Here is a 25,178-nt window from a genome sequence, read left to right as displayed (position 1 = left end):
AGCCAGACGCTCGCGTAACTGCTTTGTTTTCTTATATGAAGCCAAAATAGGGGGGGGAGGGGGGTCAGAGGTCAGAAACCGCAATGGCTCAGCGAAAGTTGCCGAGTATGCGGGAAACGCCTTCCGCGAAAATCGCCTCCGGTGTCATTAGGCTGAGGATCAGGTACCCTTCAAAGCCGAAGTCGAAGAAATGCCCCGGATGCACCAGCACCCCTTTCATCGCCAGTAGCTCGATGGCCAGCGCTTCATCTGTTTGTGTAACCGGTACGCGCAGGATTGCATACCATCCTCCGTCGACGTTCAATCGCGTGCACACCTTCTGGGCGGCAAGCTGCCGATCCAGTTCGGCAAGGTTCATTCGCAAGCGTTCCATGAGCTGCGACTGGAACTTGCGCCGCTGCTCCAGCAACGTTGGAATCGCCTGTTGGATCGGTGCATTCATCGACAGGTATGTATCCGCGATTACCTCCAGCCGCTCCAGCGCCGGTTTCAGGATTTCGCCCGGACCGCTGGAGGCGATCCATGCAACTTTCATCTGCGGCAGTCCGGAAACTTTTGAAAGTCCGCTCAACGTGAACGTCAGTGCTTCATCGTTGCCGGCGAAGGTTTCAAAACGCTCGCCCGACAGGTTGAAGTCGAAGAATACTTCGTCAACCACGAGCGCCAGCGACCGCTCATGGCAGATTTCGTTGAGCTGTTCCCTTTCCGCGGACCGCACGAACGAACCTGTCGGATTGTTCGGGTTCACCAGGATGATTGCCCGCGTGCGTCCCGTAAGCGCCTGTTGGATCGAGTGAAAGTCGATCTGCCAGCCGTGGTCGTAGACAAGCTCGTAAGGCACGAGTTTTACGTCCTGGATTTGTGCCAGGAACTCGAACAACGGATAACTCGGACTCGGAAGCAGGATCTCGTCGTCGGGATCGCAGAGAAGTCGAAAGACGAACGAATACGCCTCGCTCGTGCTCGTCGTCATGATCAGGCTGTCGGCCGGAACCGACACGCCAAGTTCACGGTAGTAGTCGGAGACAGCTTCGCGGGCCACGAGCAAGCCGCGCGGTTGCGGATCGTACGTGAGCGACGCCGGATTTCCGAGCGCGCTGACGATCGTCGCCGTGTCGTATTCCAGTCCGGCCTGCGTCGGGTTTGCGATCGTCAGGTCGAGCAGTTCGCGGCCCTGCCGCAAATGCTCCTGCACGGCGAGCGTGAACGAATTGGTTTCCAGGTTCCAGCCGGTTCTCCGCGAGAACATGGAAAGAATGTTATCCGAGTACCACGATGGAACAAAGGAATCATGTCGCGGCTGCATCATGCTGCGCATTCCGGCGACAATTTCAAAACGGCTGCTCCTGGGACTTGTCATGATCGGGGCCGAATCCTGGGTTCGAAGGCTCGGCCGCTGCGCGCGATCTCCTCACCTTTGTACCGATAGACGCGAAGATTGCGGCTAAGTTAACCAGTTCTGGTGAAACTTGGGACGAGACCCGAATCGGTTGCGTTCCGCACTCTGATGAATCACGGACAACCAGCGACGAACTGCTGGTCTCTGATTGATTGGGGTGCGGAAAATGCTGAAGGAGTTTTTGTCTCGCTGGCCAGTCATCAAGCAACTGCAAACCGGAGCAGACGGAACAGGCGAAGAATCTTGGACTGACCACACGCGAACACTGGCTCCTAAAACTCAGGGCTGCGACGTCGCCCGCAGCGTCTGCCCTTACTGCGGCGTCGGTTGCGGACAGTTGGTCTTCCATAAAGAAGGAAAGCTGGTTGCCATCGAAGGCGATCCACAGTCGCCCATCTCGCGCGGACGCCTCTGTCCAAAGGGTTCCGACACTTACCAGTTGCACACTCATCCGAACCGGCTCACCAAGGTTCTTCACCGCCGTCCATTCTCGACCGCCTGGGAACAACTCGACCTCGAAACCGCGATGGACATGGTTGCTGATCGCGTCTGGGAAACACGCAATCTCACCTTCCAGGAAAAGGACGACAACGGCAACCTTCTGATGCACACGCTAGGTATCGCTCACCTCGGCGGAGCAACTCTCGACAACGAAGAGAACTACCTTATTAAGAAGCTGTTTGCTGGCGGTTTAGGAATGAACTGCATCAGCAACCAGGCCCGAATATGACATAGCTCGACTGTGCCCGGTCTGGGCACATCGTTCGGCCGCGGCGGTGCAACCACCGCGCAGCAGGATCTGGCGAATGCCGATGCGATCCTGATTATGGGATCGAACATGGCCGAAAATCATCCGGTCGGTTTCCAATGGGTCATGGAAGCGCGCGAGCGCGGAGCCACTGTGATCCACGTCGATCCGCGGTTCACCCGGACGTCGGCGATGGCCGATATTTGGGTGCCGATGCGGCCCGGAACAGACATCATCTTCCTGGGCGCGATGATCAATTACGTGCTCCAGAACGACTTGTACTTCCGCGAATACGTCCAGCATTACACCAACGCTTCATTCCTGCTGAGAGAAGACTATCGTGACGCCGAGGATCTTGGCGGCGTGTTCTCAGGTTGGGATGAAGAAACGAAGAAATACAACCCCGAAACATGGCTCTACGAAGGCGAACCGGTACGGAAAAGCTCGGAGGCTTCCGGTCAGGCGCAGCCTGCCGGCGGTCACGGCCAGCGCGGCGGTGAATCAGGGTACGCGAACAAGTACAAGTCAGATCCAACGATGCAGGATCCGCGATGCGTACTGCAGATGTTAAAGAAGCACTTTAGCCGATACACGCCGGAACTTGTGGAAGAGCAGTGCGGATTGGCTCGGGAAGTGTTTCTGCGGACAGCAGACGCGTTCGTCAGTGCGTCTGGTCCGGAGAAAACGGGCGCCATTTGCTACGCAGTCGGTTGGACGCATCATTCGAAGGGCGCGCAGATCATTCGCGCCGCGGCAATTCTACAAACCCTGCTGGGCAACATTGGAAGACCTGGTGGCGGAATTCTGGCCTTGCGAGGGCACGCATCCATTCAAGGCTCGACGGATATTCCGACCTTGTATGACATCCTTCCGGGTTATCTGCCGATGCCGTTTGTCGAAAACGAGACCAATACTTGGGAGCATTACTTAAAGAAACACACGAGCCAAACGGGGATTTGGGCAGAGTTTGAAAGCTACATCGTCAGCCTGCTGCGAGCCTATTACGGCAAGTGCGCGACGAAAGAGAACCGCTGGGGCTTTGACTGGCTGCCGCGAGTCACGGGAGATCATTCGGAATTCGGTTTCTGGCTCGACATGGCGGACGGAAAACTGGACGGGCTGTTCGTGATGGGCCAGAACCCGGCGGTTGGCGCTCCGAATGGAAGACTGCAACGGACGGCCATGGCGAACCTGAACTGGCTGGTGGTTCGCGACATGGTGGAAACGGAGACCGCTGCGTTTTGGATGGACTCTCCCGAGGTCCGACGAGGTGAACTCGATCCCACAAAGATCAAAACCGAAGTGTTCCTGTTTCCTGCCGCTGGGACGGCGGAGAAAGAAGGAAGCTTTACGAATACGCAGCGGTTGATCCAGTACCGCGAAAAGGCGGTGGATCCGCCGGGTGATGCGCGCAGCGACGCGTGGTTCATCTATCACCTCGGGCGACGATTGAAACAGAAGGCTACGGCTGACCAGCGTCCGAGAAATGCGCCATTGAATTCGCTGACATGGAACTATCGGACACACGGCAAGGAGGCCGAGCCAGACATTGAAGAAGTACTTCAAGAAATCAATGGATTCGATTGGGAAAGCAGCACGCTGATCAAATCCTATAAAGAACTCAAGACGGACGGTTCGAAGGCGTGTGGATGCTGGATTTATGCCGGAATCTATCCAGAACCGGGGCTGAATCGAGCGAACCAGCGGGAGCCGAAAGACGCACTCGGTCATGGCTGGGGATTCACTTGGCCGAACGACAGCCGGATCATCTACAACCGCGCGTCGGCGCGTCCCGATGGAAAGCCGTGGAGCGAGCGAAAGAAGCTGGTGTGGTGGGATGAGGCGAAGCAGGAGTGGACAGGGCTCGACCGCCCGGATTTCGATTTGAAGAAGCGGCCTGACCATGCTGGCGACCTGCAAAACGGAAAAGGAATCGACGCACTACCGGGAGACAGGCCGTTCATCCTGCATTCGGATGGCGTCGCGTGGTTGTACGTCGAGAGCGGTTTGAAAGACGGACCGTTCCCTACACATTACGAGCCGTTGGAGTCGCTGTTCACCAATCCGCTCTATCCGGAGCGGCAGACGAATCCGGGAGCGGACACGAAGGAACGCCCGGATAACGTTTACGCCTTCCAGCCAAACGACAGGCGCTATCCGTACCTGCTTACGACTTACCGGTTAACCGAGCACCACACGGCTGGCGGGATGAGCCGTCGATTAAGTCACCTATCGGAATTGCAGCCTGAGTTGTTTTGCGAGATTTCTCCTGAGTTGGCGGAAGAGGCTGGGATCGAGCATGGCTCGTGGGTGACGATCAGTTCTCCCCGAGGAGCGATTTCCGCACGGGCGCTGGTGACGACCAGAATGCACCGGCTGTGGATCGAAGGACGATCTGTACACACGGTAGGTCTTCCCTATCACTGGGGATGGAAAGGGCTGGTAGACGGCGACGTTGCCAATGATCTGCTGGCGATTTCCGAGGAGCCGAACGTCCGCATCATGGAGACGAAAGCACTGGTCTGCAATATAACGCCCGGCCGGATCGCCGGCGGCGGAGGAGTGGAAAAATTCCTATCCAAGGACCAGCAGAGGGTGGCATGAGCCAAACGACGGGATTCTTCACTGATTCGACATTGTGCATTGGCTGCAAAGCCTGCGAAGTGGCCTGCAAAGAATGGAATGGCTTAGCGGAAGACGGACTTGATTGGACCGGTTTCTCCTACGACAACACCGCGGCCGTTGGACATTCAACATGGCGCCACGTGAAGTTCGTCGAGAACGACACGATTGCCGGGCTGGGTGGAAATTCGGCATTGCAGCCCGGCTGGGAATTTTCCTCGGACGTCTGCAAGCATTGCGAAGTAGCCGGATGCCTTGAAGCGTGCCCGACGGGATCCATTGTGAGGACGGAGTTCGGCGGCGTTTTCGTGCAACCTGACGTGTGTAACGGTTGCGCGTACTGTGTGACAGCGTGCCCCTTTGGTGTGGTACAGAAGAATCAAAAAGACGGTCGTGCATTCAAGTGCACGTTTTGCGCCGACCGGCAGAAGGCTGGGTTGAAACCGGCATGCGCCTCGGTCTGTCCGACGGAATCGATCAAGTTCGGCGAACTGAATGAGTTGAGGGGCGACGCGCAGGTGCGACTCGAGGAATTGCGCTCGAAGGGGATCGAAGACGCAGAAATCTACGATCCGCAGCACACAAGCGTGAAGGGTGTCCATGCCTTCTTTCTGGTCCGGGGAAATCCGAAGTCATATAACTTGCCGCCAAACCCAGAGGTTCCGACTACTTACCTGAAGGACGGCTGGCGTTCCGCGGCCATCGGGTCGGCGATGTTTGTGGCGGCTGCCCTGTTTGCATTTCTGGGAGGAAAACAATGAGCGCACTTCCCGAGGAACGCCCCGATCACCGCGAACAGAAACTGGTCGAGATCCGGCGCGAGGCGGAGCAACGAGGATTCGTCAGCAGCAGAGGTGTGATGCCATCAGGTGCTCCCATCCCCAGAGCAAGCGAGCAAACTGGCTATTACGGAATGCCTTTGCTCAAAGAGCCTCAGTGGCAATGGGAGATTCCGCTGTATTTCTTCGTTGGAGGCGCTGCGGGTTCCTCTGCGGTGATTGGCGCCATGGCGGACTGGATCGGCGACGACTACGAATTGGCCTCTCACGCGCGCTGGCTCGCGGTGGGCGGCGTCGGGCTCTCGTCGGCACTGTTGATCGCCGATCTTGGGCGGCCGTCGCGATTTCTCAATATGCTGAGAGTAATAAAACTCCAGAGCCCCATGAGCGTTGGGGCATGGGTGCTTTCAGCTTTCGGCAGCATGGCTGCCGCCACGGCGTTCGTCAAGGCAGTGCAGAAACGGTGGGATTGGCTGCCGATCAGAATTGTCGGCAACCTCGCGCAGTTTGGATCGGCCACGTTGGGACTTCCCTTCCACAACTACACCGGCGTGCTTATTGGGGCGACCGTAATTCCAGCGTGGAACCGGAACATCAAGACGCTACCGATTCACTTTGGCATGTCGGGTGTGCAGGCGGCCTGTTCCATCCTGGAACTCGCCGGCCATTCCGATAAACGTGCTCTGAACCTGCTAGCGCTTGCGGCGGCGGGATGGGAAACGTATGAAGGAGTGCACCTAGAAACGCGACAGGAACGGGTGCTGCATCCGCTGAAGCGGGGTGCGAGCGGTTGGATTACGCGACTAGGCGGCGTGCTGTCAGGACCGCTGCCGTTGGCCCTGCGTAGCGTGGCCGCCCTGGTGGGAACCAGTTCTTCACAGACAAAGCTGCGGCGAACCGCAGCGCTGTGCGGCATCGCGGGTTCACTACTCACCCGGTACGGATGGGTTCAAGCGGGTCATTCTTCCGCAAAGGATTGGCGGCAACCGTTGGAGATTGGGGGTGCGGAGATCACCCCTTTGGCAGAACCGCCTGTTGAAATAAAGGATCTTGGAGTCGAAAAGACGGCCTAAGGCAATGTATGGACCTATCGGTGCCGTTACTAACGTTATCGACATAAATTTTCGCGCACAGTGAGGTTTGTCACAGCCGAATGACTCTAAAATGCGTCACCATTAAGCCTTTTAGGGCGTTTGGGTGCGCTACTTAAGACCGTCTAATCCGATGCAGATAAAGGGTCCGGCAAAGGTGCTTGGGCTCTACCTTCTATTTTCGGCATCGTGGATCATCTGCACAGACATTCTGCTGGAACAAATAGTAGTCAGTTCAGTGACGTGGCATACGGCCAAAGGACTCGTGTTCGTAACGAGTTCGGGCGCCATCTTGTTCTGGCTTTGCCGTCGGCTCGTGATAGAGGCGCACCGGATGGAACGTGCGCTGACCGAGATTTTTCAGCAGACCGCATTTGGTGTCTATTTTGCAGACGAGCACGGAACAGTGCTCGACTGCAACGAGGCGTTTGCCCGATTGCTGGGGTATTCAAGCGACTCCTTGATCGGCATGAACCTGCGCACGTTGATCCATGCAGACCAGCAGGATGCTGCAGTGAACGAATGGCGGAAGCTGTTTTCCGATGCCGCGGACACGAGTTACGTAAGACAAAGGAAGTACGCGGGCAAGAGCGGAAGAGCAATCTGGGTAAGGGTAGCGGTATCCAGGATTGGGGCAGACGACAAGACCAAGTTTGTCGTGGCCTTGGTGCAAGACGTATCGACGGAAGTGCAGTCCTATGAGGAACTGAAGCGGCAGCGGAAGGAACTTCAGGTGATGCTGGCTGCCGTGCAACAGAGCGAAGCCAGGTTCAGACGGCTGCTGGAGTCGAGCGTAACGGGTATCGCAGTGATGGATAAGGCCGGCCTGATTCACGACTGCAATGACGTGTTCCTGGTCATTACAGGCCGAACCCGCGAGGAGTTGAACGGAAAGAAGCTTTGCTGGCCCCATCTTACGGTTCCGGACTTCCGTGATGACGACGAAGCCACGCTAAAACAGTTGCAGAGATCCGGGCGGTTCACGCCGTTCAAGACAGAGATCCTTCAGGCGAACGGCACGCGAATTCCCGTTCTGGTTTCCGGGTGCTACCTGGGCGGCGGCAAGGAAGGACGAGTCGATATCGTCATCTCAGTGGTTGACCTGCAGGATGCGCAACGCACGGAGGCAAGACTCTCGCGGCTTGAACGAGCAGTTGAACATGCCTACGAGTCCATAGTGATCACAGACTTGGAAGCGAACATAGTTTATGTAAACCCGGCTTTCGAGCGACTCACGGGGTACTCGAAGGCTGAGATTCTGGGAAACAATCCGAGGCTGTTCAGAAGTTCGAGGACGACACAAGAGGAGCACGCGCATCTCTGGGAGACGATCAAGTCGGGCAAAGTGTGGAAAGGGAGGCTCTGGAATCGAAGGAGAGACAAGTCGGAGTACCTTGAGGATGTGACTATTTCTCCGGTGCGCGACAGCAACGGTGAGGTAATCAATTACCTGGCGGTTAAACGTGACATCACACGTGAACACGTCCTGGAACACCGATTGATGCAGGCGGAGAAACTGGAAGCTATGGGCCAACTAGCTGGAGGTGTTGCGCACGATCTGAATAATGTGCTCCAGGTGGTTCATTCGTCGGCAGAACTTGCGATGCGCCACACCTCGGACCCGACATATACGGACCGCAAGTTGACGAACATTCTCACGGCGTCAGCGCGAGGAGCGGGCATCATCTCCCAGTTGCTCATGTTTGCTCGAAGACAGACGGTGAGTTCGGAAGTGTTGGACTTGAACCAGGTCATTTCAGACACCGCCACGATGTTGCGCCGTCTTTTGCCCGAAGACGTGGAACTGACACTTGATTTGTCGACGGACTTGCTGCCGATCGAGGCTGATGCTGTTCGGGTTTCACAAGTGCTGATGAACCTGGCCATTAACGCACGCGATGCGATGCCGAATGGCGGGATGCTGTCGATTGCGTCCATGAATTGCCTGGATGGGTCCACTGGACAGCATTGGGTGCGATTACTCGTAAATGACACTGGGACGGGTATCAAACCGGAAGTCCGGGACAAAATCTTCGAACCATTTTTTACGACAAAACAGTCTGGGAAAGGCACTGGATTAGGCCTTGCCACGGTGAAAGAGATCGTGCAACAGTGCCGCGGGGCGATTGAAGTAAACAGCATTGAAGGGCGCGGAACTCAGTTCCAGATCGACTTCCCTGCTGCGGCGGACACAAACCAAGAGGAAAACGTTACGGCGGAACAAGCACCCGAAGAATTGCAGATCGAAGGTCCAGTTTTCGTCTGCGAAGACGACGAGAGTGTGCGAACCGCAATGTGCGACTACCTTGAAGTCTTCGGGGTGCAGGCAGTTCGATTTGCCAATGCAGACGAAGTGCTGAAGGAAGCGCGCCGGACACGTCCCGCAGTGCTGATTTCGGACGTGGTAATGCCAGGAATGAGTGGACTTCAGTTGGCGCGCGAATTGAGAAAAATCCACGGCGATGTGCGAGTGCTACTGGTGAGCGGCCACACGGAGCACGAAACACTAAACGAAATTGCAGTTGGAAGTGAGGCTGTGCTACTGCCGAAACCATTCACCGGCGCGTCGTTGCTGAAGCATTTGCGCGAACTGAGAACGCAATCCTTGCAATGAGCGTCATCAGTTTGACCATGAGATACACGGCTGTTATTATCCAAGTGCGGGGTGGAGCAGCCTGGTAGCTCGTTGGGCTCATAACCCAAAGGTCGCTGGTTCAAATCCAGCCCCCGCAACCAATGTGGACGCTGAGGGTAAAACCCGAAAGCGTCCATTTTCATTTAGTTGCAAGCGGTGTTTCATCTCCAACTTCCTTCAGTCGATTGCTGGTTTTTCGTTGATGTTCCCAGAATCGGGAACAACTCGGACAAATCACCATAGATTGACCGTGCTATGGCGATACCCACATTACGTTCCGCGAATTCGACGCACTTAGAGGGGCGAGTTCAACTGCTTTCGTCTGAGTCGGCGGAGTCAGGATCTGGAGCGCAGTTGCTGCCCAACTACTGGACTTTCCCTGTTGTAATGATAGAGACCGGTGCCGAACCCGCCGCGGTGGCTTGCCCTGCTGAGGTGAGCGCTCCACTATCGCTGTCGATGACGAAAGCGGATACGCTGTCCGATCCGAAGTTCGCGACATAAGCAAATTTGCCCGAAGGATCTACGTTGATCGAGATCGGTGCTACACCTACTTGCTCGACTGTTCCGATCGGCGAGAGCGCTCCGGTTGTCTGGTCAACCGTGAACTCCGAAACACTCCCTGACCCAAAATTCGTGACGTACAAAAACTTCCCTTTCGGATCTCCCGCGATCGAGACTGGGAAATTCCGGGTCGCAACAGGAGTGCCGGTTGCTGTGAGCGTCCCGTTAGCGTCAATGGTGAATGTTGAGATGTTGTTGGAGCCGAAATTCACGACGTAAGCGAATTTGCCTGAGACGTGCACCATCACAGAAACAGGATTTTCTCCGGCCAGAATAGGGTCGCCGGAAGAGCCAAGCGCCCCCGTATTCCCGTCGACAGAAAACGTGATGACGCTATTCGTCGTTGTGTCCGGGACATAGGCAAATTGCCCGGCCGGATCTATTGCAATCGAGAGCGGACCCATTCCCGGTACAGGCGTTGAGCCGATAGGCGTTAACTCCCCTGTACTGCTATCGATACGGAAACTGGAGACGTCTTTAGAGGACTCATTTACGACGTAGGCGAACTTGCCGGTGGGATGTACGACGACCGATCGCGGATTGTCGCCCGCGTGAACGGGCGATCCTACCCGAGTCAACACTCCCGTGTCGGCATTCACGGAGAACACCGAGACATCACCGGAATCGTGGTGCGCGACATACACAAACCGTCCCGATCGATCTGACGCAATGGAGATAGGCGACGACCCTGAGCTTGGTACGGAGCCAAGTATCTGAAGTCTTCCAGTGACAGCATCAATGCTAAGGGCCGACACAGTGTTATCGGATCCATTGGCGACATAAGCAAAGCGAGGTACGACGGCCGGCGTGGGGCTGGGCTGAGTTGGAGTAGCGTGATTACCGCAAGCGGTCAATAATAAAGGCAGAATAGCGACTATCCATCGCGCTGCGTGCGTGAGATGTGGTTTCTTACTCATTATGTTCCACTTTCAGATTTGATTGGGGCCGAGACGAACGATTTGCACCTGCTCAGGCGTCGCTATGGCACGAACTTGTAGCCCGTTCCGTGCACCGTCAAGAAATAGATCGGTTGTGACGGGTTCGGTTCGAGCTTCCGTCGCAACCTCAATATCCGGTTGTCTACTGTGCGAGTAGTCGGATAATGGTGATATCCCCAAACGTGGCTCAGGAGCTCTTCCCTCGAAATCACAGCGTTAGGATGTTCCAAGAAGTAGCGTAGTGTTTTGAATTCGTGGGTAGTCAAAACGATCCGTCTGCCGGCACGGTACAACTCCATCTTTCGGACATCCACCTGGACATCGCCGAAGTGAATGACTTTGGGCGAGTTCTCTGCCGATTTGCCATTTTCGCGATGGCGTCTATCGTCCAGCGAGTTTCGGATCGCGTCAGTGACTTCCGTCAACAGATCATGGAGTGAGGCTTGCACGGATTCCGCGCAAACAGATTCTGGTGTGTGGCAGCCGATTCGTATGTGCAAGCGCAACGGGATGGGAAACATATTGCCCGCGGGAAAGACCGTTACGACTTCGTCTATCCTTAAGCTGTCCGAGGGTTCGATAGACGCATTTGCGAGACCGAAATGTGGCGAGGACTCGCGATTGGTCTCGATCAGAAGATTCACTCCACTCTGTTGAACTCGTGCGTTCGGTCCGCTGTACATACTCACCTTCTGCATCGCTAAGTTCGCCTTAGCTTTGACTGTGATCCACATTCATAAGTCGCAGGGATCTTGTAAACGTTTCGTCAACAGCTTGTACTCTTTTTGTTAACCGTTGACGCCTGATAAGAAGCCACCAACATGACCGGTCACCATGACGCTCGCGACAGCGAGCGCTTCTACAAACAAGCGGAATCTGGGTAATGTGTATGCCAGATGGCGCCGAGATTGTGAATGCATCCAAAACACGATCCACATCAACACTGCGGAAGTACAACCAAGGACCAGATGCATCATCAGTATTCCCTTCAGTCTCTGGCCCTCCAGGGCCCATTGCCATGCACCTATTCCGCTCGCCACCACTGGCACCGAGGAGATCGCTGCCAGCAGGAAATTGAAGTACGCCGCCGCAGCCATCCCCTCGCTCTTCGTCCACTGCCACACAAAATCCAGTCCCACCGCGGTCGCGAACAACGCGATCGGAAAATGAATCAGGACCACGTGCTGTGCGTGTTTCGCCAGCAACACAGTCTTGATATCGAACGCATCGGTACTCATGAAGTCCTCACTGCACCACGACTTTGCCGGTCATCTTCGGGTGAATCGAGCAGAAGTACGGATAGCTCCCGGTTTTGGTGAACGTGAAGGAGAACTTCTCGTCCGTGTCCAAAACTTTCGATTTGAACGCTCCGTCTGTGCTGACGACGGTGTGTGGGATATCGTCCCTGTTCGTCCAGGTCACCGTCGTTCCGACAGCCACCTTTAATTCGTTGGGACCGAAGCTGAAGTTGTCGATCTTCACTTCGGAAATGTGTTGTTGCGAATTGCTGCCATCACCAGTTCCAGCCACCAGCGCGGTCGCCAGAATGCCTACAGTCGCAAGCGTCAAAATAAAGAGCGCAATTGTTTTCATCGTCGGGTCTCCATTCATGTTTGGTCTAGCTCAGGGAAGAATCCGTCACAGCCAAAGCGCCATGACCCTGCACGTAGGTGACGTCCGTAAGCCCAAGCAGTTGTCGTAACTGGTCCGCGGGCACTTTCATTGGTCCCGGCGATTCAGCCTTCCCTGGCTGTGGCTGCGGGAATGCAGTGGAAGCGGCCGTATGGAACGTCACGTTGCCTTCTACTTTCTGCATGGTCTGGTGAATGTGTCCGTTGAGCACCGTCACAGAACCGAATTTCTTGAGGTATCCAAGAGCTTGCGCACTGTCTTCGGTTCCCCATCCCCATTCGGGATAAACGCTCCATAAAGGGATGTGCGCGAACACCACGATCGGCGTGCTCGACTTCAGGTGATAGACGTCATCTTTCATCCAATTGAGCTGGTCGCCGCCCAGAGTACCGAGGCCGCCTGCTTTCAGGTTTGCAACGTTAACGAGTCCCATGAAATGGACGCCTTTATGATCGAAGCTGTACCAACCAGTACCTTTCGTGCCTTTGCCGTAGCGATCCAGGTATTCTTTGCCGTCGTCATTGAGAATGTCGTGCTCGCCCGGTACGAAGAAGACCTGCTTAGTAGGTGCACCCTTCAGGACCTGGTCCAGCGTGTCGAACTCTTCAGGCTTTGAAAGGTGAGTGATATCGCCTGTGTGCAGCATGAACTCCGGATTCGCATCCAGACGCTTGATTTTGTCCAATGCGGCATTCAGGGTTCCAACGACGTCTGGATTCGCCGCCTTGTTGAATCCCATATGACTGTCGCTGATCTGCACGAAGCTGAACTCCCCCGCCATCTTGGAGTCCGACTCGGTCAATCGGCTCAGGCTGAATGACTTCAGGACGCCGCCCTGCATTACGCATAGGGCACCGGTTCCCGCCCAAGCCATACATTTCAGAAAACCCCGCCGGTCCACACCATCACGGTTGTGGTCGTGCAGGAGCTTGTTTGTGTTTCTGTTTTCCATACATTCCTCCGTGTTTCTCGTCGCGCAGGTCGAATATGTCTTTGCTCGCAGCTTGTGGCAATGGACGGGGAGTTCTTTCGCTCTTGAATTCACCTCCCCAGCTAAGCTCAACAAAACAAATCGCATCGAGATACAACTCCTTTGCGACTTTTCAGTGTTTCAGCCGTCAAATTGTGTGTTGAGGATGGGTGCGGAATGCAGCAGCAACGCAAGATCAACGACCGGCTCCGGTTTGGTGTGTTCGAGGTCGATCTCCGCGGGGGCGAACTTCGCAAGCATGGCATGCGCATTCGACTCCAAGCGCAGCCCTTCCAAGTCCTTGCCATGCTGCTCGAATGTCCGGGCGATATTGTCAGCCGCGATGAACTCCAGAAGAGGCTTTGGTCAACGGATACCTTCGTCAACTTCGATCACGGTCTCAACAAAGCGATCAACAAAATTCGCGAGGCACTTGGGGATTCTGCCGAAAGCCCCCGATTCGTGGAGACAGTGTCGAGGAGGGGCTATCGGTTTTTGGCTGATGTGCAGGAGATAGAAGAATCGCCCAGATCAGCGGTTCCCTCTCATTCCAGGACTATTTCTCGACCTGTTGTATTGCCTGAGACTTCGAGAATCGAACATCCGGCTGGGCGCGTCTCTTGGCTGCGAACAGCAGTTGTCCTGCTGGTAGTTGCTTCCGCCGTGCTCGCTCTGACCATGTATGAGCGGAAGACCCAGCCCGCGCGAATTCAATCCCTTGCTGTGCTCCCATTCGAAAGCCTGTCCAGTGAAAAATCCCAGGACTACTTCGCCGATGGAATGACTGACCAGCTAATCGCAGATTTGGGCCAGATAAGCGCCTTACGCGTAATATCTCGCACGTCCGTCATGGCGTACAAGAACGCGCATAAGCCGTTGCCACAAATTGCTCGAGAACTGAACGTGGACGCGGTTGTCGAGGGAACTGTTCTTCGCTCCGGTGACCGCGTTCGCATCACGGCCCAGCTTATCGAAGCTGCACACGACGGACATCTTTGGTCCAAGAGTTACGAAGGCCAGCTCAAAGATACGTTGGAGCTACAAAGCAGCGTCGCAAGGGCCATCGCCGACCAAATAGATATCAAGGTTGCCCCTCAGGAGCGCAAGGCACTCGAACACGTCCGGCCTGTCGATCCAGAAGCTTATGTTTCGTACTTGAAGGGGCGTTTCTTTTGGAATAAGCGAACTGCAGAGTCATTGAGGACTGCACTGGCGTATTTCAACGAGGCAATTGAAGAAGATCCGACGTATGCACAAGCCTACTCGGGCCTGGCAGACACTTACGCGCTCCTTGGCGACTGGCAATACGCCGTCATGACGCCGAAAGATGCTCTCCCCAAGGCCAAGGCAGCTGCTATGAAGGCGCTCGAGCTCGACAATTCTTCCGGTGAAGCTCATACCTCACTTGCGTTTTGCCTGCGCAGCTTTGATTGGAATTTTGAGGCCGCCGAAAAGGAATTCCAAGAAGCCATCGAGTTAAGCCCGGGATATGCTACGGCACATCATTGGTATGCCTGGCATTTGGCGATTCGCCACCGATACGATGAAGCCATTGTCGAAATGAAGAAAGCACTAAGCCTTGATCCCCTTTCATTGGTGATTAACGCCGATCTTGCTGAATTGCTCGAAATCGCTCATCGCTATGATGAGGCGGTACGGCAAAGTCAGAAGACCATCGAAATGGACCCTCATTTCGGCCTCGCTCATAACCACCTTGCACAGGCCTATCTCGGCCAAAAGGCCTATGCCAAAGCGATCGACGAATTAAAGCAAGCTGTGGAGTTGTCGAAAGGGAGTCCGACCTGTATCTCGAATCTCGCACGTGCGTATGCTGCGTCTGGAAATCGCACGGAAGCGCTAAAGCTTTTGCAGCAATTGAAGGCCAGCGCGGCTGAAAGCAATTCGCATGGTTCGGAAATCGCTATGATTTACGCCTCTCTCGGGGACAACGATCAGGCCATGCAGTGGCTGGAGCGTGCATATTCAGAGCGTTTCAATCCCGGCGTACTGCTGCGTCCCGGTTTCGACCCGCTTCGCTTGGATAGGAGGTTCCAATCGTTAGTGCACAGAGTAGGGCTTCCTGATTAAGCTTCCACGTTTTTCGATCGAATTGCTTCTTCCAGTGACAATCAGATTACATTTCCATCTGGAACATTCGCGCCCCTCAACAATCCCATCCCTTGAACAACAGATCTGACGAAGACTTAACCTCCCTCACAGGCAGTCGCACAGCTTTCGTCTGTTGTTCTAAGGAGAACAGGATGCAAACAATCGCACGAATTGTTCTCAGCACCGTACTGGTGCTGGGCGCGACATTTCCAACCTTAGCTAATGCTCAAACGCAGGCACGCAACTCAGAGAGTTTTGCTGTGTTCGCAATGACCAATGCAGCAGACAAGAACGAGATCATTTCATTTGCACGCGATTTCGACGGACAACTACATCGGGCAGGAACGTTCATGACTGGTGGCAGAGGAAGTGGCGGAACGATCGATCCTCTCGAATCACAAGGGTCCCTGACCATCAGCCATGACCGCGAACTGCTCTTCGCCGTCAATGCAGGATCGGGCGATGTCACAGTGTTTCGCGTGCATGGTCCTGAACTCGCTCGCATCGACAGAGTCCCTTCAGGGGGGAGTGGCCCTACCGCTGTGGCTCAGCACGGAAACTTTGTGTTCGTGCTGAATGCGGGAGCAGGCAACAATGTCACTGGCTTCTATTTGCAGTCGAATGGGAAGCTCACGCGAATTCCAAACTCGCAGGCTTTTCTGAGCGCGAACAGTGTTCGAGGCGGTTCGCTAGCATTCTCTTCTGACGGACGTTATTTACTTGTCACTGAAAAAGCAACGAATCAGATCGACGCATTCCAGGTTAATCCTGACGGGACGCTTGGATCGGCCGTCGTTACTCCCAGCGCAGGACCGGGACTATTTGCCATCGTGTTTGCGCCCAATGGAACAGCCATTACATCTGAAACGGGGAACGGAAATGGCTCAGCCGTTAGTTCGTACGCTCTTCAGATGGATGGAACACTGGCGGGTTTAACGGCGAGCCTGCCTACGGCCGGTCGTGCAACATGCTGGCAGGTCGTCACACCAGACGGGCGCTTCGTGTATACGGCAAATTCTGCAACATCGACAATCTCAGGCTTTCAAGTCGGAATCGATGGAACCCTAACTCCCATCCCCGGCACGGTTGTCGCAACTTTGCCGGCGGACGCAACGGACCTGGACATTGCCGTCAGCTCTGATGGACGGTACCTATATACGCTCAACTCCAGGAACGGAACGGTCGGAATCTTGCAGGTCGAGGACGATGGTGCGCTCAACAGTCTCGGACAAGTGAGCGGCCTCTCGCCAGCGGCGGGCTTCAATGGATTAGCTGCGAACTGACACAGAGGAACATTTTGGGTTGGGGGCGGCACGAATCCAAGCCGCCCCCAATTTCTTCCTCAACTTCCGGCCGGCGTAAGCACTTCCCTCCCCAATGAGCGGCGTTACGGGGGGCACTGAATTGTCACCCAATGAAGGGCAGGGAGGGCTGTTTAGACGCAGCAGTCGGCGAATTCAAGAGACCAGCTTTAACCTCTTTTGCGGCCAGCGATGTCTGTCCGCGGAAGGAAGTCGCCCTGATCTAGCGGGTACGGGACGGCGAACAGCCAGGCGTTCTATGACTTGATTCAACCATACCAGCGGGCGATGTACTCGGCCGCTATGTCGATCGTGAAGGACCGCGACGCCGCCCAGAATGGCGGTTCTCTATTCACAGGGATTTAATTACCGGAATCGCACATTGAATCTCGGGATTTTCTCCGTGAACGGTTGAACACACGGTGTAGGCACTAGTCTGCGAGCGGGTACGCTGCCGACATTCTCGCGTATTCCCGCCACGCGGTCCAAAGCGATAATGGCCGCGGCGGGCGGAGGCCACGGCTGCGATTCGAATCTCCGATCGCAAAAACCAGCGACCATTGCCGGTACAGCACCCGGTAGGCGTCTCGTAGTGAAGTGCGAGAGTCATAAATACTTGTCGCTTCGGAAGCGCAGCCGTTCAACTCGATAATGGTAAAGCGGCCTGCCTGGAGATCGGTAACACTGGAATACCGTACGTCGTACCGGCCGATGTAGAAGCCAGGAATCGATTGCGAGATGCCATCGAACACGTTTCGGAGTTCCTCGGAGTAAAGGTGCATACCATCCGCGAAGATGCAGCCCTGGCAATGATTGCCAGCTTCCACCAGCTTGATTCGTGTGCCGGCCGGCACGATCGCGCTGTGTTCTCTTGAGAAGCGGCGCAAGTACGTGTCGGCGATGAGAGAGGCGCGTTCGTCGGCGAGGATCAGTTCTTGCAGTGTGCTCCGCCCGTCTCCCGTGATTGCTGGGAACACCTTGTCGGTGATCGCAAGGATTTCCCCGCGAGCGTCTCCCGGAAAGCGGAAATAGAAGATACCTACCTCGCATGGACCAGGAGAGAAGCGCTGGGCGATTACGTCGGCGGCAACGCGTTCGAGGTAGCGCTCTGCATCGTCGAGATCGTGCACAACATGAAATCCCGCACCGCGCTGCCCGATGTTCGGTTTCAGAACAAAAGGAAAGGCAAGTTTGTCAGTCTCGAGCAGCTCAGAAATGTGTGCGCAGCGGTCCCGCAGCATCCCTGCCGGGATTAGAAACGCTTCAGCGACTTGTGCGGGCGCCGCAGCGGTGAGTTCCTGCAGGATCTGTACTTTCGACTCCCCTACCAAGCCGCCATTGAGCTGGCCTGGATTCGCCAGCGTCGGAAGGGCGAGGCTCCGATAGCGGACCGCCAGCCACGCGTACATGAATGCGACTGGAATATAGAAGATCCATGCCGGCCAGAATTCCCAGCGGCGATACCTACGTGCTGCTTGGATGACGGTTGGAACAAATCTGCGCACTACCCGACCCACAACAATCGATGCCGGGAGTGCAATGCCGAATATCACCCACGGCATTTCACCTGCAGAGTGGCTGTGCGAGACGAGCGCGAATGTCAGGAGTACCCACGCGGTGGCACCCGCGAGGCTGATGAGCACGAATTGCGACGCGGGCATGCCGAACAGGCCGCATGCCAGCGTCACCGGAAGTCGGGTTCCAGGGATAGCACGTGAGACGAAAAGCGAACTACGGGCGTTGCGCTCACACCAACTCTTGCACGCTGCAACGGCATCACTCGAAATGAGCCGACGGCTCCAGTTCCATCTCACTGCCCCGGTCGAAGCAAGCCGCGCAATCAGGAAAAGTCCGTAATCACCGAGGGAAACGCCAGCAATTGCACTGACAAATGCGAGCCTCGCATCCAGCAGGCGTGTCGTTGCAAGGGTCGCTGCAGAAAGCACGGCGGCATCTTCCGAGACGAACGATCCCGTGATGATCACAAGCGCGAGGCCCAGTTGAGGGTCGATTTCCATTACGCGTGCACTGCCCTGTATTTAAGCGTGGATGGTGCAACGCCGAAAACATCGGGCATCGTCACGCCAACTTCCGCGCAAACCAGGCGGATAATGGCGAAGTGATGGATGGCGTGACTCACGCAGTAGGCGATCTCGCGAGCAACGATGGTGTCGATCGCCAACGGCTGATCGTCGTGGTAACCGACCGTGTACATCACGGAACAGGACGCCTCGATCCTCCTCTCGGTGAGTCTGTGGAAATCGCCGATTAGGCGAATCGTGGCAACCCTGGCAGCTTCGACACAAGTCTCGAGCTTCACATTGCGCTCGCGGTTGTCATAATCGATGATTCCTGTGTGCAGACCGTGGACAAGACATTCGAAGTGATCCACAACGTGGCGATAATGCTTGCCGATTGAAGCCGAGTACGGCGCCGCGACCATGAAGGCGTAGGTATCATCGGTTACGGACTCGAGCAGTTCCAGACCCTGAACGAGAACGTCTTCGATCGATTGCAGTAGAGCGCGGGAGTTCATTGGAGGCGGCCTCCGACAAAGGGAATCTGTGACCACGTGATGTAGAGAAGGGCTACCGAAGAAAGTAGCACCGTGAGAGCGAGGCCAAACAGAAGGCCACCGTCACCCTGCACTTCGATTCCGAGGACGGTGAGATGGCTGAGGAGCGCGCCGGCCATTACGCCACACGCGATCAGCGCTCCTGCCCATGTGAACCGCGGCCACAGAATGAGGACAGAGGCGATTAACTCAAGAATTCCCGACCCGATGCGGCCCCAGGGTTCGGCGTGGACCTTCATGAAGATGTAGACCGACTCCGGTGCTGCGCTGAATTTGAAAAACAGTGTCTGAAGCAGGATCACCGCCGTAACACTGCGCAAGATCCAGGCAATTACGACGACATAGGTCGGCGTAGCGTTTTCGTGCTGCTGCGTGGCGGCCGTGTGCATGTGGCTCCTACTTTCCGTTTTTCTCGACCAGACCCGGCCAGTTCTGGTCGGCTCTCTTCAAGTTACCGTTCGCATCCTTGTTGAACTTCTCGCGCACGCTCTTGTCATATTGGAGAAGCAGCCGGCCATCCTGGATCTTGAAAGCATCGGGCTCAATCTTCGCCGTGTGTCCCTGCGAGACCGCGTAAGCGCAGAAACCGCCAAACTGCGGTTCGTACTTCGCCGGGTTCGCGTCAAAAGCAGCCTTGTTCGCCGCAGAGAAGAAGTAATACGTCGCGCCGTTGTACTGGCTTTGGAAGGAGGGGGAACCCTTCAGCGGCTGGTTGACCGTGAAGTATGCGACCGGATCGTACCCTTGGAGCGCGAGGCCGTTCTTGTCGACATTGATCAATTTCTTTTGCGCCATGGCCGAAACCGTTAGCGCGAGAACGAGTGTGAGCAGGACCGTTGTTTTTCTCATGCCGGTGGGACTAGCCGACTCAGGAAAAGTTTCAAACCTGTTACGAAAAAAGAGATGTTCCGGGCTCGTCACTTTTCGCGATGGTGTGAATCGCATTGAGCAGCCGAGAGAGCACGCCATGTTTCGAAGTTCTGTTGCACTCACGAAGAGGTTTGAGGTAAGTGCCGGTTTTGCGCCGGCAGGCGAGTTGACGCGCTCCGGCGATTTCCTTGCCAGGTTGGCTGCGACCCAGGAGCAACGAGATACCATATACCGGCTGCGATTCAACGTTTTCAATATCGAGTTGAACGAGGGTCTGGACTCGGCGTTCTCCTCCAGTCGAGACATCGATGAGTTCGACCATTTCTGTGATCACGTCCTGATCGAGCATGAGCCGAGCGGAGAGATCGTTGGGACGTACCGTATGCAATCTGGGACTGTGGCATCGCGAGCGCTAGGCTATTACAGTGAGCGCGAATTTGATTTCACGCCTTACCGGCATCTGGCTCCGAAAATCGTGGAACTTGGTCGCGCCTGCATCGTTCGAGGGTTCCGCAGCTATGAAGTGCTGGCACTCCTATGGCGAGCGGTGGCGCTATACGCGAAAATGAACGATGCTCGCTACCTCATTGGCTGCTCGTCCGTAACATCACAGAACCCAGGCATCGGTTGGGGCATCTATGAACGACTACGGCGATACGAGGTAGCGTGTGAACTGCGGACGACCCCGACATCCGCGTTTGCACTGCCTGATGAGCCTCCCGAAAGCGACGGGGCTCGTATTCCAAAGCTGCTGCGCGCGTATCTCGCAGTAGGTGCGAAGATCTGCGGCCCACCTGCATTAGACCGTGAATTCAAGACGATCGACTTCCTCACGTTGCTCGATATGGAAAGCATGTCGGCAACGGCACGCGCTCACTTCTTCCGATGAAAACAGCGCGCCGCTTTCAGACTGCATTCCGACTCCTGTCAGTTGTGTGCCGCGCAGCAAACGACCACCGGCGAATGTCGCGATATCGGCCATTGAATCAGCTGGAACGCGCAGATTGGCTTCGACGCTGGAGCCGGAAAGGTCTCGAGGCATTGCGGATCTCCGTGACCTCAGAGGGAGAGATTCCAACCGGCGGACTCATCGCTTCGAACCACTTGAGCTATATCGATGTGCTTGTTTTGAGTTCTGTGGCGCCATGTGCTTTCGTATCAAAGAGCGAAGTTGCGGATTGGCCGCTGGTCGGACGTTTAACGCGAATCGCCGGAACGATCTACCTGAAGCGAGAATCCCGGAAAGATGCACGACGAGTCAACCGACTGCTTGAGAACCGGCTTTCCACGGGTCAACTGGTCGTCGTTTTTCCTGAGGGCACCAGTACCGACGGAGCTTCGGTGCTGACGTTCCGTCCATCGCTGTTCCAGTCCGCGATTGATTCTGCAGCCAAAGTCATACCGACCGCCATCTCATATTCCGCGAGCAATGCCGATCCGGCGACCGACGTCTGCTATTGGGGCGCGATGACATTCGCTACACACCTCTGGAAGCTTTTCGGGATAGACCACATCCAGGCGCACATCCGCTTCGGCAAGGCGGGCACTTATGTCAACCGAAAGATCGCCGCCCGCGAATCCCGCCAGATTGTCCTTCGACTCGCCTGCTCCTGATTACTGCCACTGCTCAACTGTGCTATGGTTTTGCACGTCTATGGACGACACACTCGCCATCAACGTTGCACGCACCGCGATCCGCGATGGCTATAACACCGGCGACCTGAACCTGCTCTGTTCAGTGCTGGATGATGGGTTGGTGAACTTCTCCGACAGGTCACAGTCCTGGTGGGGCAAAGACGGGATTGCCAAGCTGCGCGGGCACCTAGCCCAATTTCTCGAAGAGAATCAGCTCAAGTACACCGTCATCATCATCGAGATCCGAGTGATGGGCGATGTTGCCTTGGAGTATGGCTGGCAGGTGTTCGACTACTCACCCAAGAAGGGCGGCGCCGCTCAGCTGATTCGCGAACGTTACATGGACCTGTGGCAACGCCGGCCTCAAGGTTGGCGCCTGATTAGTCACATCACGAACCTCGATGTGCCCGATACACTAGCGCGCGAGACCTGATTTCTTGAGCCGCTCCTGCAAGCGGCCACTAAAGTCAGAAGGAAGTTCGAACTCAACGCCATCTGCCACCAACTTCACCGTATTCCGCGTGCCTTCCATGATGGCGTAGCAGTGGTTGCAGACCTTGAAGTGGGCCTCCATGCGCTGGCGCAGCTCAGGGGTAACGTCTTTCTCGAGATAGTTCGAGACCTCACGCCAGACCTCCAAGCAACTGATTTCAATCACCGACATGAAAGCTCCCGTTGGTTCGTCTCAATTATACCCATGTTGCTTAACCGACCTACCATCTATGCATTACAAGAGGCGGCGGGTCGGGTCCATTCATCTACTTCGGAACACCGGTTCCCGGAATGTTGGTCCTCATTCGGTAGATTCCCGAACGAGCCGTAAGATACAAAGTCCGGTGGTCGTCGTCGCCCCAGGCGAGGTTGTGCGGGTGCATCGGCATTTTGATGGTGCCCAGGTGCTCGCCAGTCGCAGAGATGATCCAGAGACCTAAGGGCCCCGAGACGTAGAGGTTCCCATCTGGGTCGATCCTCATACCGTCGATGGCGTCCTCACCGGGCGCACTGGTCATATCGAAGAAGATCTTGCCATTTCTCAGTTCGACGTAGTGTCGGAACAACAAAGTTTCCGACAGCCCCAGTACGCTCTGGTCCTTGACCATACTCCCAGACAAATGTTGTTACTCCCGGCTGCTTGCGGCTGCTGTTTCGATATCGAAACGTTGGTCGCATCTCTGATCGACCCCATTTGCCGCCACAACTTTGGCGTTCACGGGCTCGGATTTCGCCGCTGTCAGAAATGTGACAAGCACGCCCGATAAGTGCGCAGTTTGTCACTTCGCGCATGCAACCGCATCCGATGACGCGTGGTTAGGAGACGTGTCCTTAATGGAACTACAGATCGGTTGCTTAGAGGTGCTGCGCGAGCTTTCGAACTACATCGATCACGACGTCTCGCCCGAATTGCGATCTCAGATTGAATCGCATGTGCAAGAGTGCCACAGCTGCCGCGCAGTCTTCGACGGCATGAGCAACATCGTTCGATTAGTGGGATCGGCTGATGTGATCGAACTTCCACTTGGATTCAGCCGCAGGTTATTCGAGAAAGTGCACGCGCGAATCGTCTGCTGACCACCTCGCTGCATCCTCAAGTCTAACGTAGGAGTTTCGGACTGAACTCTTTTGGACGAGGGATCGATGGTGGTGACGCGCTTCACCATGGCCGCACTTTCTTCCAGCCCTTTTCCCCGGTCGCCCAGGCACCGTCGAAACCGGGGGCGAGCACGTCGCGCATCATGAGGCGGGCACGCAAGAGCCTGGTCTTTACATTTGCCTCACTGATGCCCAGTGCTTGGGCCGTTTCGGCAATGCTGAGGTCCTGAACGTCCCGTAGGATAAAGACTTCCCGGTATTTTGGGTCCAAGGACTCAATACCTCGCTTTAAAGTTTCCTTTAATTCTTTTCGCTCGAGCGCTTCTGAAGGAATCTCGCGCCAGTCGGCGTAATCTTTCGGGAAGTAATCGCCTTCGTCGTCCGTCTGGTGCGCATCAATCGATTCGTAGAGGTGTGCGCGGTCCTTACGATATCGCATGCGTGCTTCGTTGATCGTGATCTGGATGAGCCAGGTGCTGAACTTCGCCTCGGCACGGAAGCTACTTAGGGCCGCGAAAGCCTTCAGGATCGACTCCTGCGCCACTTCCTCCGCATCGTGTTCGTTCTGCAATACCGAGTGTGCAGCAACATAGACCGCACGTTCGTAGGGGCGCACCAATTCGTAATAGAGATCTTTTTCGCCGGCGCAAATCCTTTGGATGAGGTTCGCCTCGACTTCTGCTGCGATTTGGGGGCGTGAAGACACGGCCGTTATGTTCCTTGGCGAGCTCTCCTTTGTGCCAATGCCACTCGCCGACACGGGTGCCTCATTATATGCGTTTTCGGCATCTGCACCACGCAGCACGACGGACGCGAGAAGCGTTGCGATCGTAGGCACGAGTTTTACATGGTGATGGGATTGCTTCACACCGGAAGGGCGGACTCTTCTTCGCGCGTTCTGGAGTGAAAAGCGGTGAAGTTTTCGAGATGCCGTAAGTTTTCGAAAACATGCTCCTCAGGCAGCACTGAACGTCTGTAATGCTAGGTCCTTCATGCCCCAGACGGGTCAAAGCGGTACCCCGATCCGTGAAGTGTGACAAAGAACTTCGGATTGGAAGGATCCGGTTCCAACTTATGCCGAAGTCTTAAAACGTGATTGTCAACCGTACGTGTCGAAGGATAATTGGTGTAACCCCAGACCTCATTCAGTAGCTCATCCCGCGATATAACCTTTCCCGGATGTTCGAGAAAATACTTAAGTGTGCGGAATTCTTGCGCTGTCAGTTGGATCTTCCGCCCGTTCTTCGTGACTTCCATGGACTCGTACTTCACCTGCACATCCGAGAAACTCTTCACCGAACCCGTATTCGTTTGCACCGACGTTGCAGGAGCCTCTTGCGTACGACGAATCGCACGGCGAACTCTCGCTAAGAGTTCCTTTGGGCTGAAGGGCTTAGTCACATAGTCGTCGGCCCCCAACTCGAGCAGCAGAACTTTATCGTCAGTTTCGGAATTCGCACTTACAACCACAATGGGAGTAGTTGAACTGATACTTTTGAACTCCCGGCACAGATCCCGACCCGAAATGCCGGGCAGTTTCAAATCGAGTATGACGGCGCTCGGAAGATTCTCACGAAACATCTGCAGGCCGGTAATTCCGTCGGCCGCAGTTTCCACGACGAAGGATTCCGCAGCGAAGATTCGCTGGATCGCCTTCTGCATGGCGCGGCTATCTTCGATGATCAGAACAGAATCCATAAAAACCGCCGCTGATAACAAA

The 25,178-nt window shown here is 55.6% G+C and carries 24 protein-coding genes and 1 tRNA gene; 11 read left to right on the top strand and 14 right to left on the bottom strand.

The window, feature by feature from the left end:
* Positions 1-88: 88 nt before the first annotated feature.
* Positions 89-1,360 carry a pyridoxal phosphate-dependent aminotransferase gene (locus VN577_07845; GenBank protein ID HWR14726.1) on the bottom strand — a complete coding sequence of 424 codons (1,272 nt, stop codon included), beginning with the start codon at positions 1,358-1,360 and terminating at the stop codon, positions 89-91.
* A gap of 205 nt (positions 1,361-1,565) precedes the next feature.
* Between VN577_07845 and fdh the strand changes: the two genes are divergently transcribed.
* From fdh to VN577_07820, 5 genes are all read left to right on the top strand, one after another.
* The gene (gene fdh / locus VN577_07840) at positions 1,566-4,751 is read left to right on the top strand and encodes a formate dehydrogenase (protein HWR14725.1); all 3,186 of its coding nucleotides are present in this window, start codon (positions 1,566-1,568) and stop codon (positions 4,749-4,751) included.
* Positions 4,748-5,530: a 4Fe-4S dicluster domain-containing protein gene (locus tag VN577_07835; GenBank protein HWR14724.1), complete on the top strand. Its 783-nt coding sequence runs from the start codon at positions 4,748-4,750 to the stop codon at positions 5,528-5,530. Before fdh ends, VN577_07835 begins: the two co-directional genes overlap by 4 nt.
* A complete protein-coding gene (nrfD, locus tag VN577_07830; protein ID HWR14723.1) occupies positions 5,527-6,621 on the top strand; it encodes an NrfD/PsrC family molybdoenzyme membrane anchor subunit in 1,095 nt (364 codons plus the stop codon). Before VN577_07835 ends, nrfD begins: the two co-directional genes overlap by 4 nt.
* Before the next feature lie 151 nt (positions 6,622-6,772).
* Positions 6,773-9,253: a PAS domain S-box protein gene (locus VN577_07825; GenBank protein ID HWR14722.1), complete on the top strand. Its 2,481-nt coding sequence runs from the start codon at positions 6,773-6,775 to the stop codon at positions 9,251-9,253.
* A gap of 45 nt (positions 9,254-9,298) precedes the next feature.
* Positions 9,299-9,375: transfer RNA gene (locus VN577_07820), tRNA-Met, on the top strand.
* 264 nt (positions 9,376-9,639) lie between these two features.
* On the opposite strand, the gene VN577_07815 is transcribed toward VN577_07820, so the two are convergent.
* From VN577_07815 to VN577_07795, 5 genes are all read right to left on the bottom strand, one after another.
* Positions 9,640-10,755 carry a beta-propeller fold lactonase family protein gene (locus tag VN577_07815; protein ID HWR14721.1) on the bottom strand — a complete coding sequence of 372 codons (1,116 nt, stop codon included), beginning with the start codon at positions 10,753-10,755 and terminating at the stop codon, positions 9,640-9,642.
* A 62-nt stretch (positions 10,756-10,817) separates the two neighbouring features.
* Complete coding sequence (locus VN577_07810; protein HWR14720.1) at positions 10,818-11,474, bottom strand: response regulator transcription factor; 657 nt, start codon at positions 11,472-11,474, stop codon at positions 10,818-10,820.
* A gap of 90 nt (positions 11,475-11,564) precedes the next feature.
* On the bottom strand, positions 11,565-12,014 hold the full coding sequence (locus tag VN577_07805; GenBank protein HWR14719.1) for a DUF2231 domain-containing protein: 450 nt from the start codon (positions 12,012-12,014) through the stop codon (positions 11,565-11,567).
* A gap of 7 nt (positions 12,015-12,021) precedes the next feature.
* Positions 12,022-12,369 (bottom strand): cupredoxin family copper-binding protein, encoded by a 348-nt coding sequence (locus VN577_07800; GenBank protein ID HWR14718.1) that lies wholly within the window; start codon positions 12,367-12,369, stop codon positions 12,022-12,024.
* 25 nt (positions 12,370-12,394) lie between these two features.
* Positions 12,395-13,360 (bottom strand): metallophosphoesterase, encoded by a 966-nt coding sequence (locus tag VN577_07795; protein ID HWR14717.1) that lies wholly within the window; start codon positions 13,358-13,360, stop codon positions 12,395-12,397.
* Positions 13,361-13,642: 282 nt separating this feature from the next.
* Between VN577_07795 and VN577_07790 the strand changes: the two genes are divergently transcribed.
* Together VN577_07790 and VN577_07785 are read left to right on the top strand one after the other, a co-directional pair.
* A complete protein-coding gene (locus VN577_07790) occupies positions 13,643-15,466 on the top strand; it encodes a tetratricopeptide repeat protein (GenBank protein HWR14716.1) in 1,824 nt (607 codons plus the stop codon).
* 173 nt (positions 15,467-15,639) lie between these two features.
* Positions 15,640-16,770, top strand: a complete 1,131-nt coding sequence (locus VN577_07785) for a beta-propeller fold lactonase family protein (protein ID HWR14715.1) — start codon at positions 15,640-15,642, stop codon at positions 16,768-16,770.
* A gap of 449 nt (positions 16,771-17,219) precedes the next feature.
* On the opposite strand, the gene VN577_07780 is transcribed toward VN577_07785, so the two are convergent.
* The 4 genes from VN577_07780 to VN577_07765 are packed head-to-tail and all read right to left on the bottom strand — an operon-like array spanning position 17,220 to position 20,212.
* Complete coding sequence (locus VN577_07780) at positions 17,220-18,806, bottom strand: VTT domain-containing protein (protein HWR14714.1); 1,587 nt, start codon at positions 18,804-18,806, stop codon at positions 17,220-17,222.
* Positions 18,806-19,324, bottom strand: a complete 519-nt coding sequence (locus tag VN577_07775) for a hypothetical protein (GenBank protein ID HWR14713.1) — start codon at positions 19,322-19,324, stop codon at positions 18,806-18,808. Before VN577_07775 ends, VN577_07780 begins: the two co-directional genes overlap by 1 nt.
* Positions 19,321-19,752, bottom strand: a complete 432-nt coding sequence (locus VN577_07770; GenBank protein HWR14712.1) for a DoxX family protein — start codon at positions 19,750-19,752, stop codon at positions 19,321-19,323. The genes VN577_07775 and VN577_07770 overlap by 4 nt, the downstream gene beginning before the upstream one ends.
* Positions 19,753-19,759: 7 nt before the next feature.
* A complete protein-coding gene (locus VN577_07765; protein ID HWR14711.1) occupies positions 19,760-20,212 on the bottom strand; it encodes a YHS domain-containing (seleno)protein in 453 nt (150 codons plus the stop codon).
* A gap of 118 nt (positions 20,213-20,330) precedes the next feature.
* On the opposite strand from VN577_07765, the gene VN577_07760 reads away from it, so the two are divergent.
* The 3 genes from VN577_07760 to VN577_07750 all read left to right on the top strand — a co-directional run bounded on the left by VN577_07760 (position 20,331) and on the right by VN577_07750 (position 22,301).
* A complete protein-coding gene (locus VN577_07760; GenBank protein HWR14710.1) occupies positions 20,331-21,122 on the top strand; it encodes a GNAT family N-acyltransferase in 792 nt (263 codons plus the stop codon).
* 92 nt (positions 21,123-21,214) lie between these two features.
* Positions 21,215-21,847, top strand: a complete 633-nt coding sequence (locus VN577_07755; GenBank protein HWR14709.1) for a lysophospholipid acyltransferase family protein — start codon at positions 21,215-21,217, stop codon at positions 21,845-21,847.
* A 40-nt stretch (positions 21,848-21,887) separates the two neighbouring features.
* Positions 21,888-22,301, top strand: a complete 414-nt coding sequence (locus VN577_07750) for a nuclear transport factor 2 family protein (GenBank protein HWR14708.1) — start codon at positions 21,888-21,890, stop codon at positions 22,299-22,301.
* Here the strand turns inward: VN577_07750 and VN577_07745 are convergent.
* On the bottom strand, positions 22,284-22,532 hold the full coding sequence (locus tag VN577_07745) for a zf-HC2 domain-containing protein (protein ID HWR14707.1): 249 nt from the start codon (positions 22,530-22,532) through the stop codon (positions 22,284-22,286). The genes VN577_07750 and VN577_07745 overlap by 18 nt on opposite strands.
* Before the next feature lie 94 nt (positions 22,533-22,626).
* On the bottom strand, positions 22,627-22,980 hold the full coding sequence (locus tag VN577_07740) for an SMP-30/gluconolactonase/LRE family protein (protein ID HWR14706.1): 354 nt from the start codon (positions 22,978-22,980) through the stop codon (positions 22,627-22,629).
* 214 nt (positions 22,981-23,194) lie between these two features.
* Here VN577_07740 and VN577_07735 point away from each other — a divergent pair, with 214 nt between their 5' ends.
* A complete protein-coding gene (locus VN577_07735) occupies positions 23,195-23,437 on the top strand; it encodes a zf-HC2 domain-containing protein (protein HWR14705.1) in 243 nt (80 codons plus the stop codon).
* A gap of 82 nt (positions 23,438-23,519) precedes the next feature.
* Here VN577_07735 and VN577_07730 read toward each other — a convergent pair whose 3' ends face one another.
* Together VN577_07730 and VN577_07725 are read right to left on the bottom strand one after the other, a co-directional pair.
* Positions 23,520-24,164 (bottom strand): sigma-70 family RNA polymerase sigma factor, encoded by a 645-nt coding sequence (locus tag VN577_07730; protein HWR14704.1) that lies wholly within the window; start codon positions 24,162-24,164, stop codon positions 23,520-23,522.
* Positions 24,165-24,448: 284 nt separating this feature from the next.
* Positions 24,449-25,156, bottom strand: coding sequence for a response regulator transcription factor (locus tag VN577_07725; GenBank protein ID HWR14703.1), 708 nt, complete (start codon positions 25,154-25,156; stop codon positions 24,449-24,451).
* Between the last annotated feature and the right edge of the window lie 22 nt (positions 25,157-25,178).

Source organism: Terriglobales bacterium (assembly GCA_035561515.1).
Lineage (GTDB): Bacteria > Acidobacteriota > Terriglobia > Terriglobales > Acidobacteriaceae > DATMXP01.
Note: the sequence above shows the minus strand (reverse complement) of the source record. Positions and strands in the feature narration are given on the sequence as shown.

Coding starts and splice junctions, on each gene's coding strand:
- VN577_07785 (HWR14715.1), top strand. CDS start 15,640: ATGCAAACAATCGCACGAATTGTTCTCAGCACCGTACTGGTGCTGGGC.
- VN577_07770 (HWR14712.1), bottom strand. CDS start 19,752: ATGCACACGGCCGCCACGCAGCAGCACGAAAACGCTACGCCGACCTAT.
- VN577_07760 (HWR14710.1), top strand. CDS start 20,331: ATGTTTCGAAGTTCTGTTGCACTCACGAAGAGGTTTGAGGTAAGTGCC.
- VN577_07745 (HWR14707.1), bottom strand. CDS start 22,532: ATGTCGGTGATTGAAATCAGTTGCTTGGAGGTCTGGCGTGAGGTCTCG.
- nrfD (HWR14723.1), top strand. CDS start 5,527: ATGAGCGCACTTCCCGAGGAACGCCCCGATCACCGCGAACAGAAACTG.
- VN577_07795 (HWR14717.1), bottom strand. CDS start 13,360: ATGGAAAACAGAAACACAAACAAGCTCCTGCACGACCACAACCGTGAT.
- VN577_07790 (HWR14716.1), top strand. CDS start 13,643: ATGCGCATTCGACTCCAAGCGCAGCCCTTCCAAGTCCTTGCCATGCTG.
- VN577_07775 (HWR14713.1), bottom strand. CDS start 19,324: ATGAACTCCCGCGCTCTACTGCAATCGATCGAAGACGTTCTCGTTCAG.
- VN577_07810 (HWR14720.1), bottom strand. CDS start 11,474: ATGCAGAAGGTGAGTATGTACAGCGGACCGAACGCACGAGTTCAACAG.
- VN577_07725 (HWR14703.1), bottom strand. CDS start 25,156: ATGGATTCTGTTCTGATCATCGAAGATAGCCGCGCCATGCAGAAGGCG.
- VN577_07825 (HWR14722.1), top strand. CDS start 6,773: ATGCAGATAAAGGGTCCGGCAAAGGTGCTTGGGCTCTACCTTCTATTT.
- VN577_07735 (HWR14705.1), top strand. CDS start 23,195: ATGGAACTACAGATCGGTTGCTTAGAGGTGCTGCGCGAGCTTTCGAAC.
- VN577_07815 (HWR14721.1), bottom strand. CDS start 10,755: ATGAGTAAGAAACCACATCTCACGCACGCAGCGCGATGGATAGTCGCT.
- VN577_07805 (HWR14719.1), bottom strand. CDS start 12,014: ATGAGTACCGATGCGTTCGATATCAAGACTGTGTTGCTGGCGAAACAC.
- VN577_07800 (HWR14718.1), bottom strand. CDS start 12,369: ATGAAAACAATTGCGCTCTTTATTTTGACGCTTGCGACTGTAGGCATT.
- VN577_07835 (HWR14724.1), top strand. CDS start 4,748: ATGAGCCAAACGACGGGATTCTTCACTGATTCGACATTGTGCATTGGC.
- VN577_07750 (HWR14708.1), top strand. CDS start 21,888: ATGGACGACACACTCGCCATCAACGTTGCACGCACCGCGATCCGCGAT.
- VN577_07765 (HWR14711.1), bottom strand. CDS start 20,212: ATGAGAAAAACAACGGTCCTGCTCACACTCGTTCTCGCGCTAACGGTT.
- VN577_07845 (HWR14726.1), bottom strand. CDS start 1,360: ATGACAAGTCCCAGGAGCAGCCGTTTTGAAATTGTCGCCGGAATGCGC.
- VN577_07780 (HWR14714.1), bottom strand. CDS start 18,806: ATGGAAATCGACCCTCAACTGGGCCTCGCGCTTGTGATCATCACGGGA.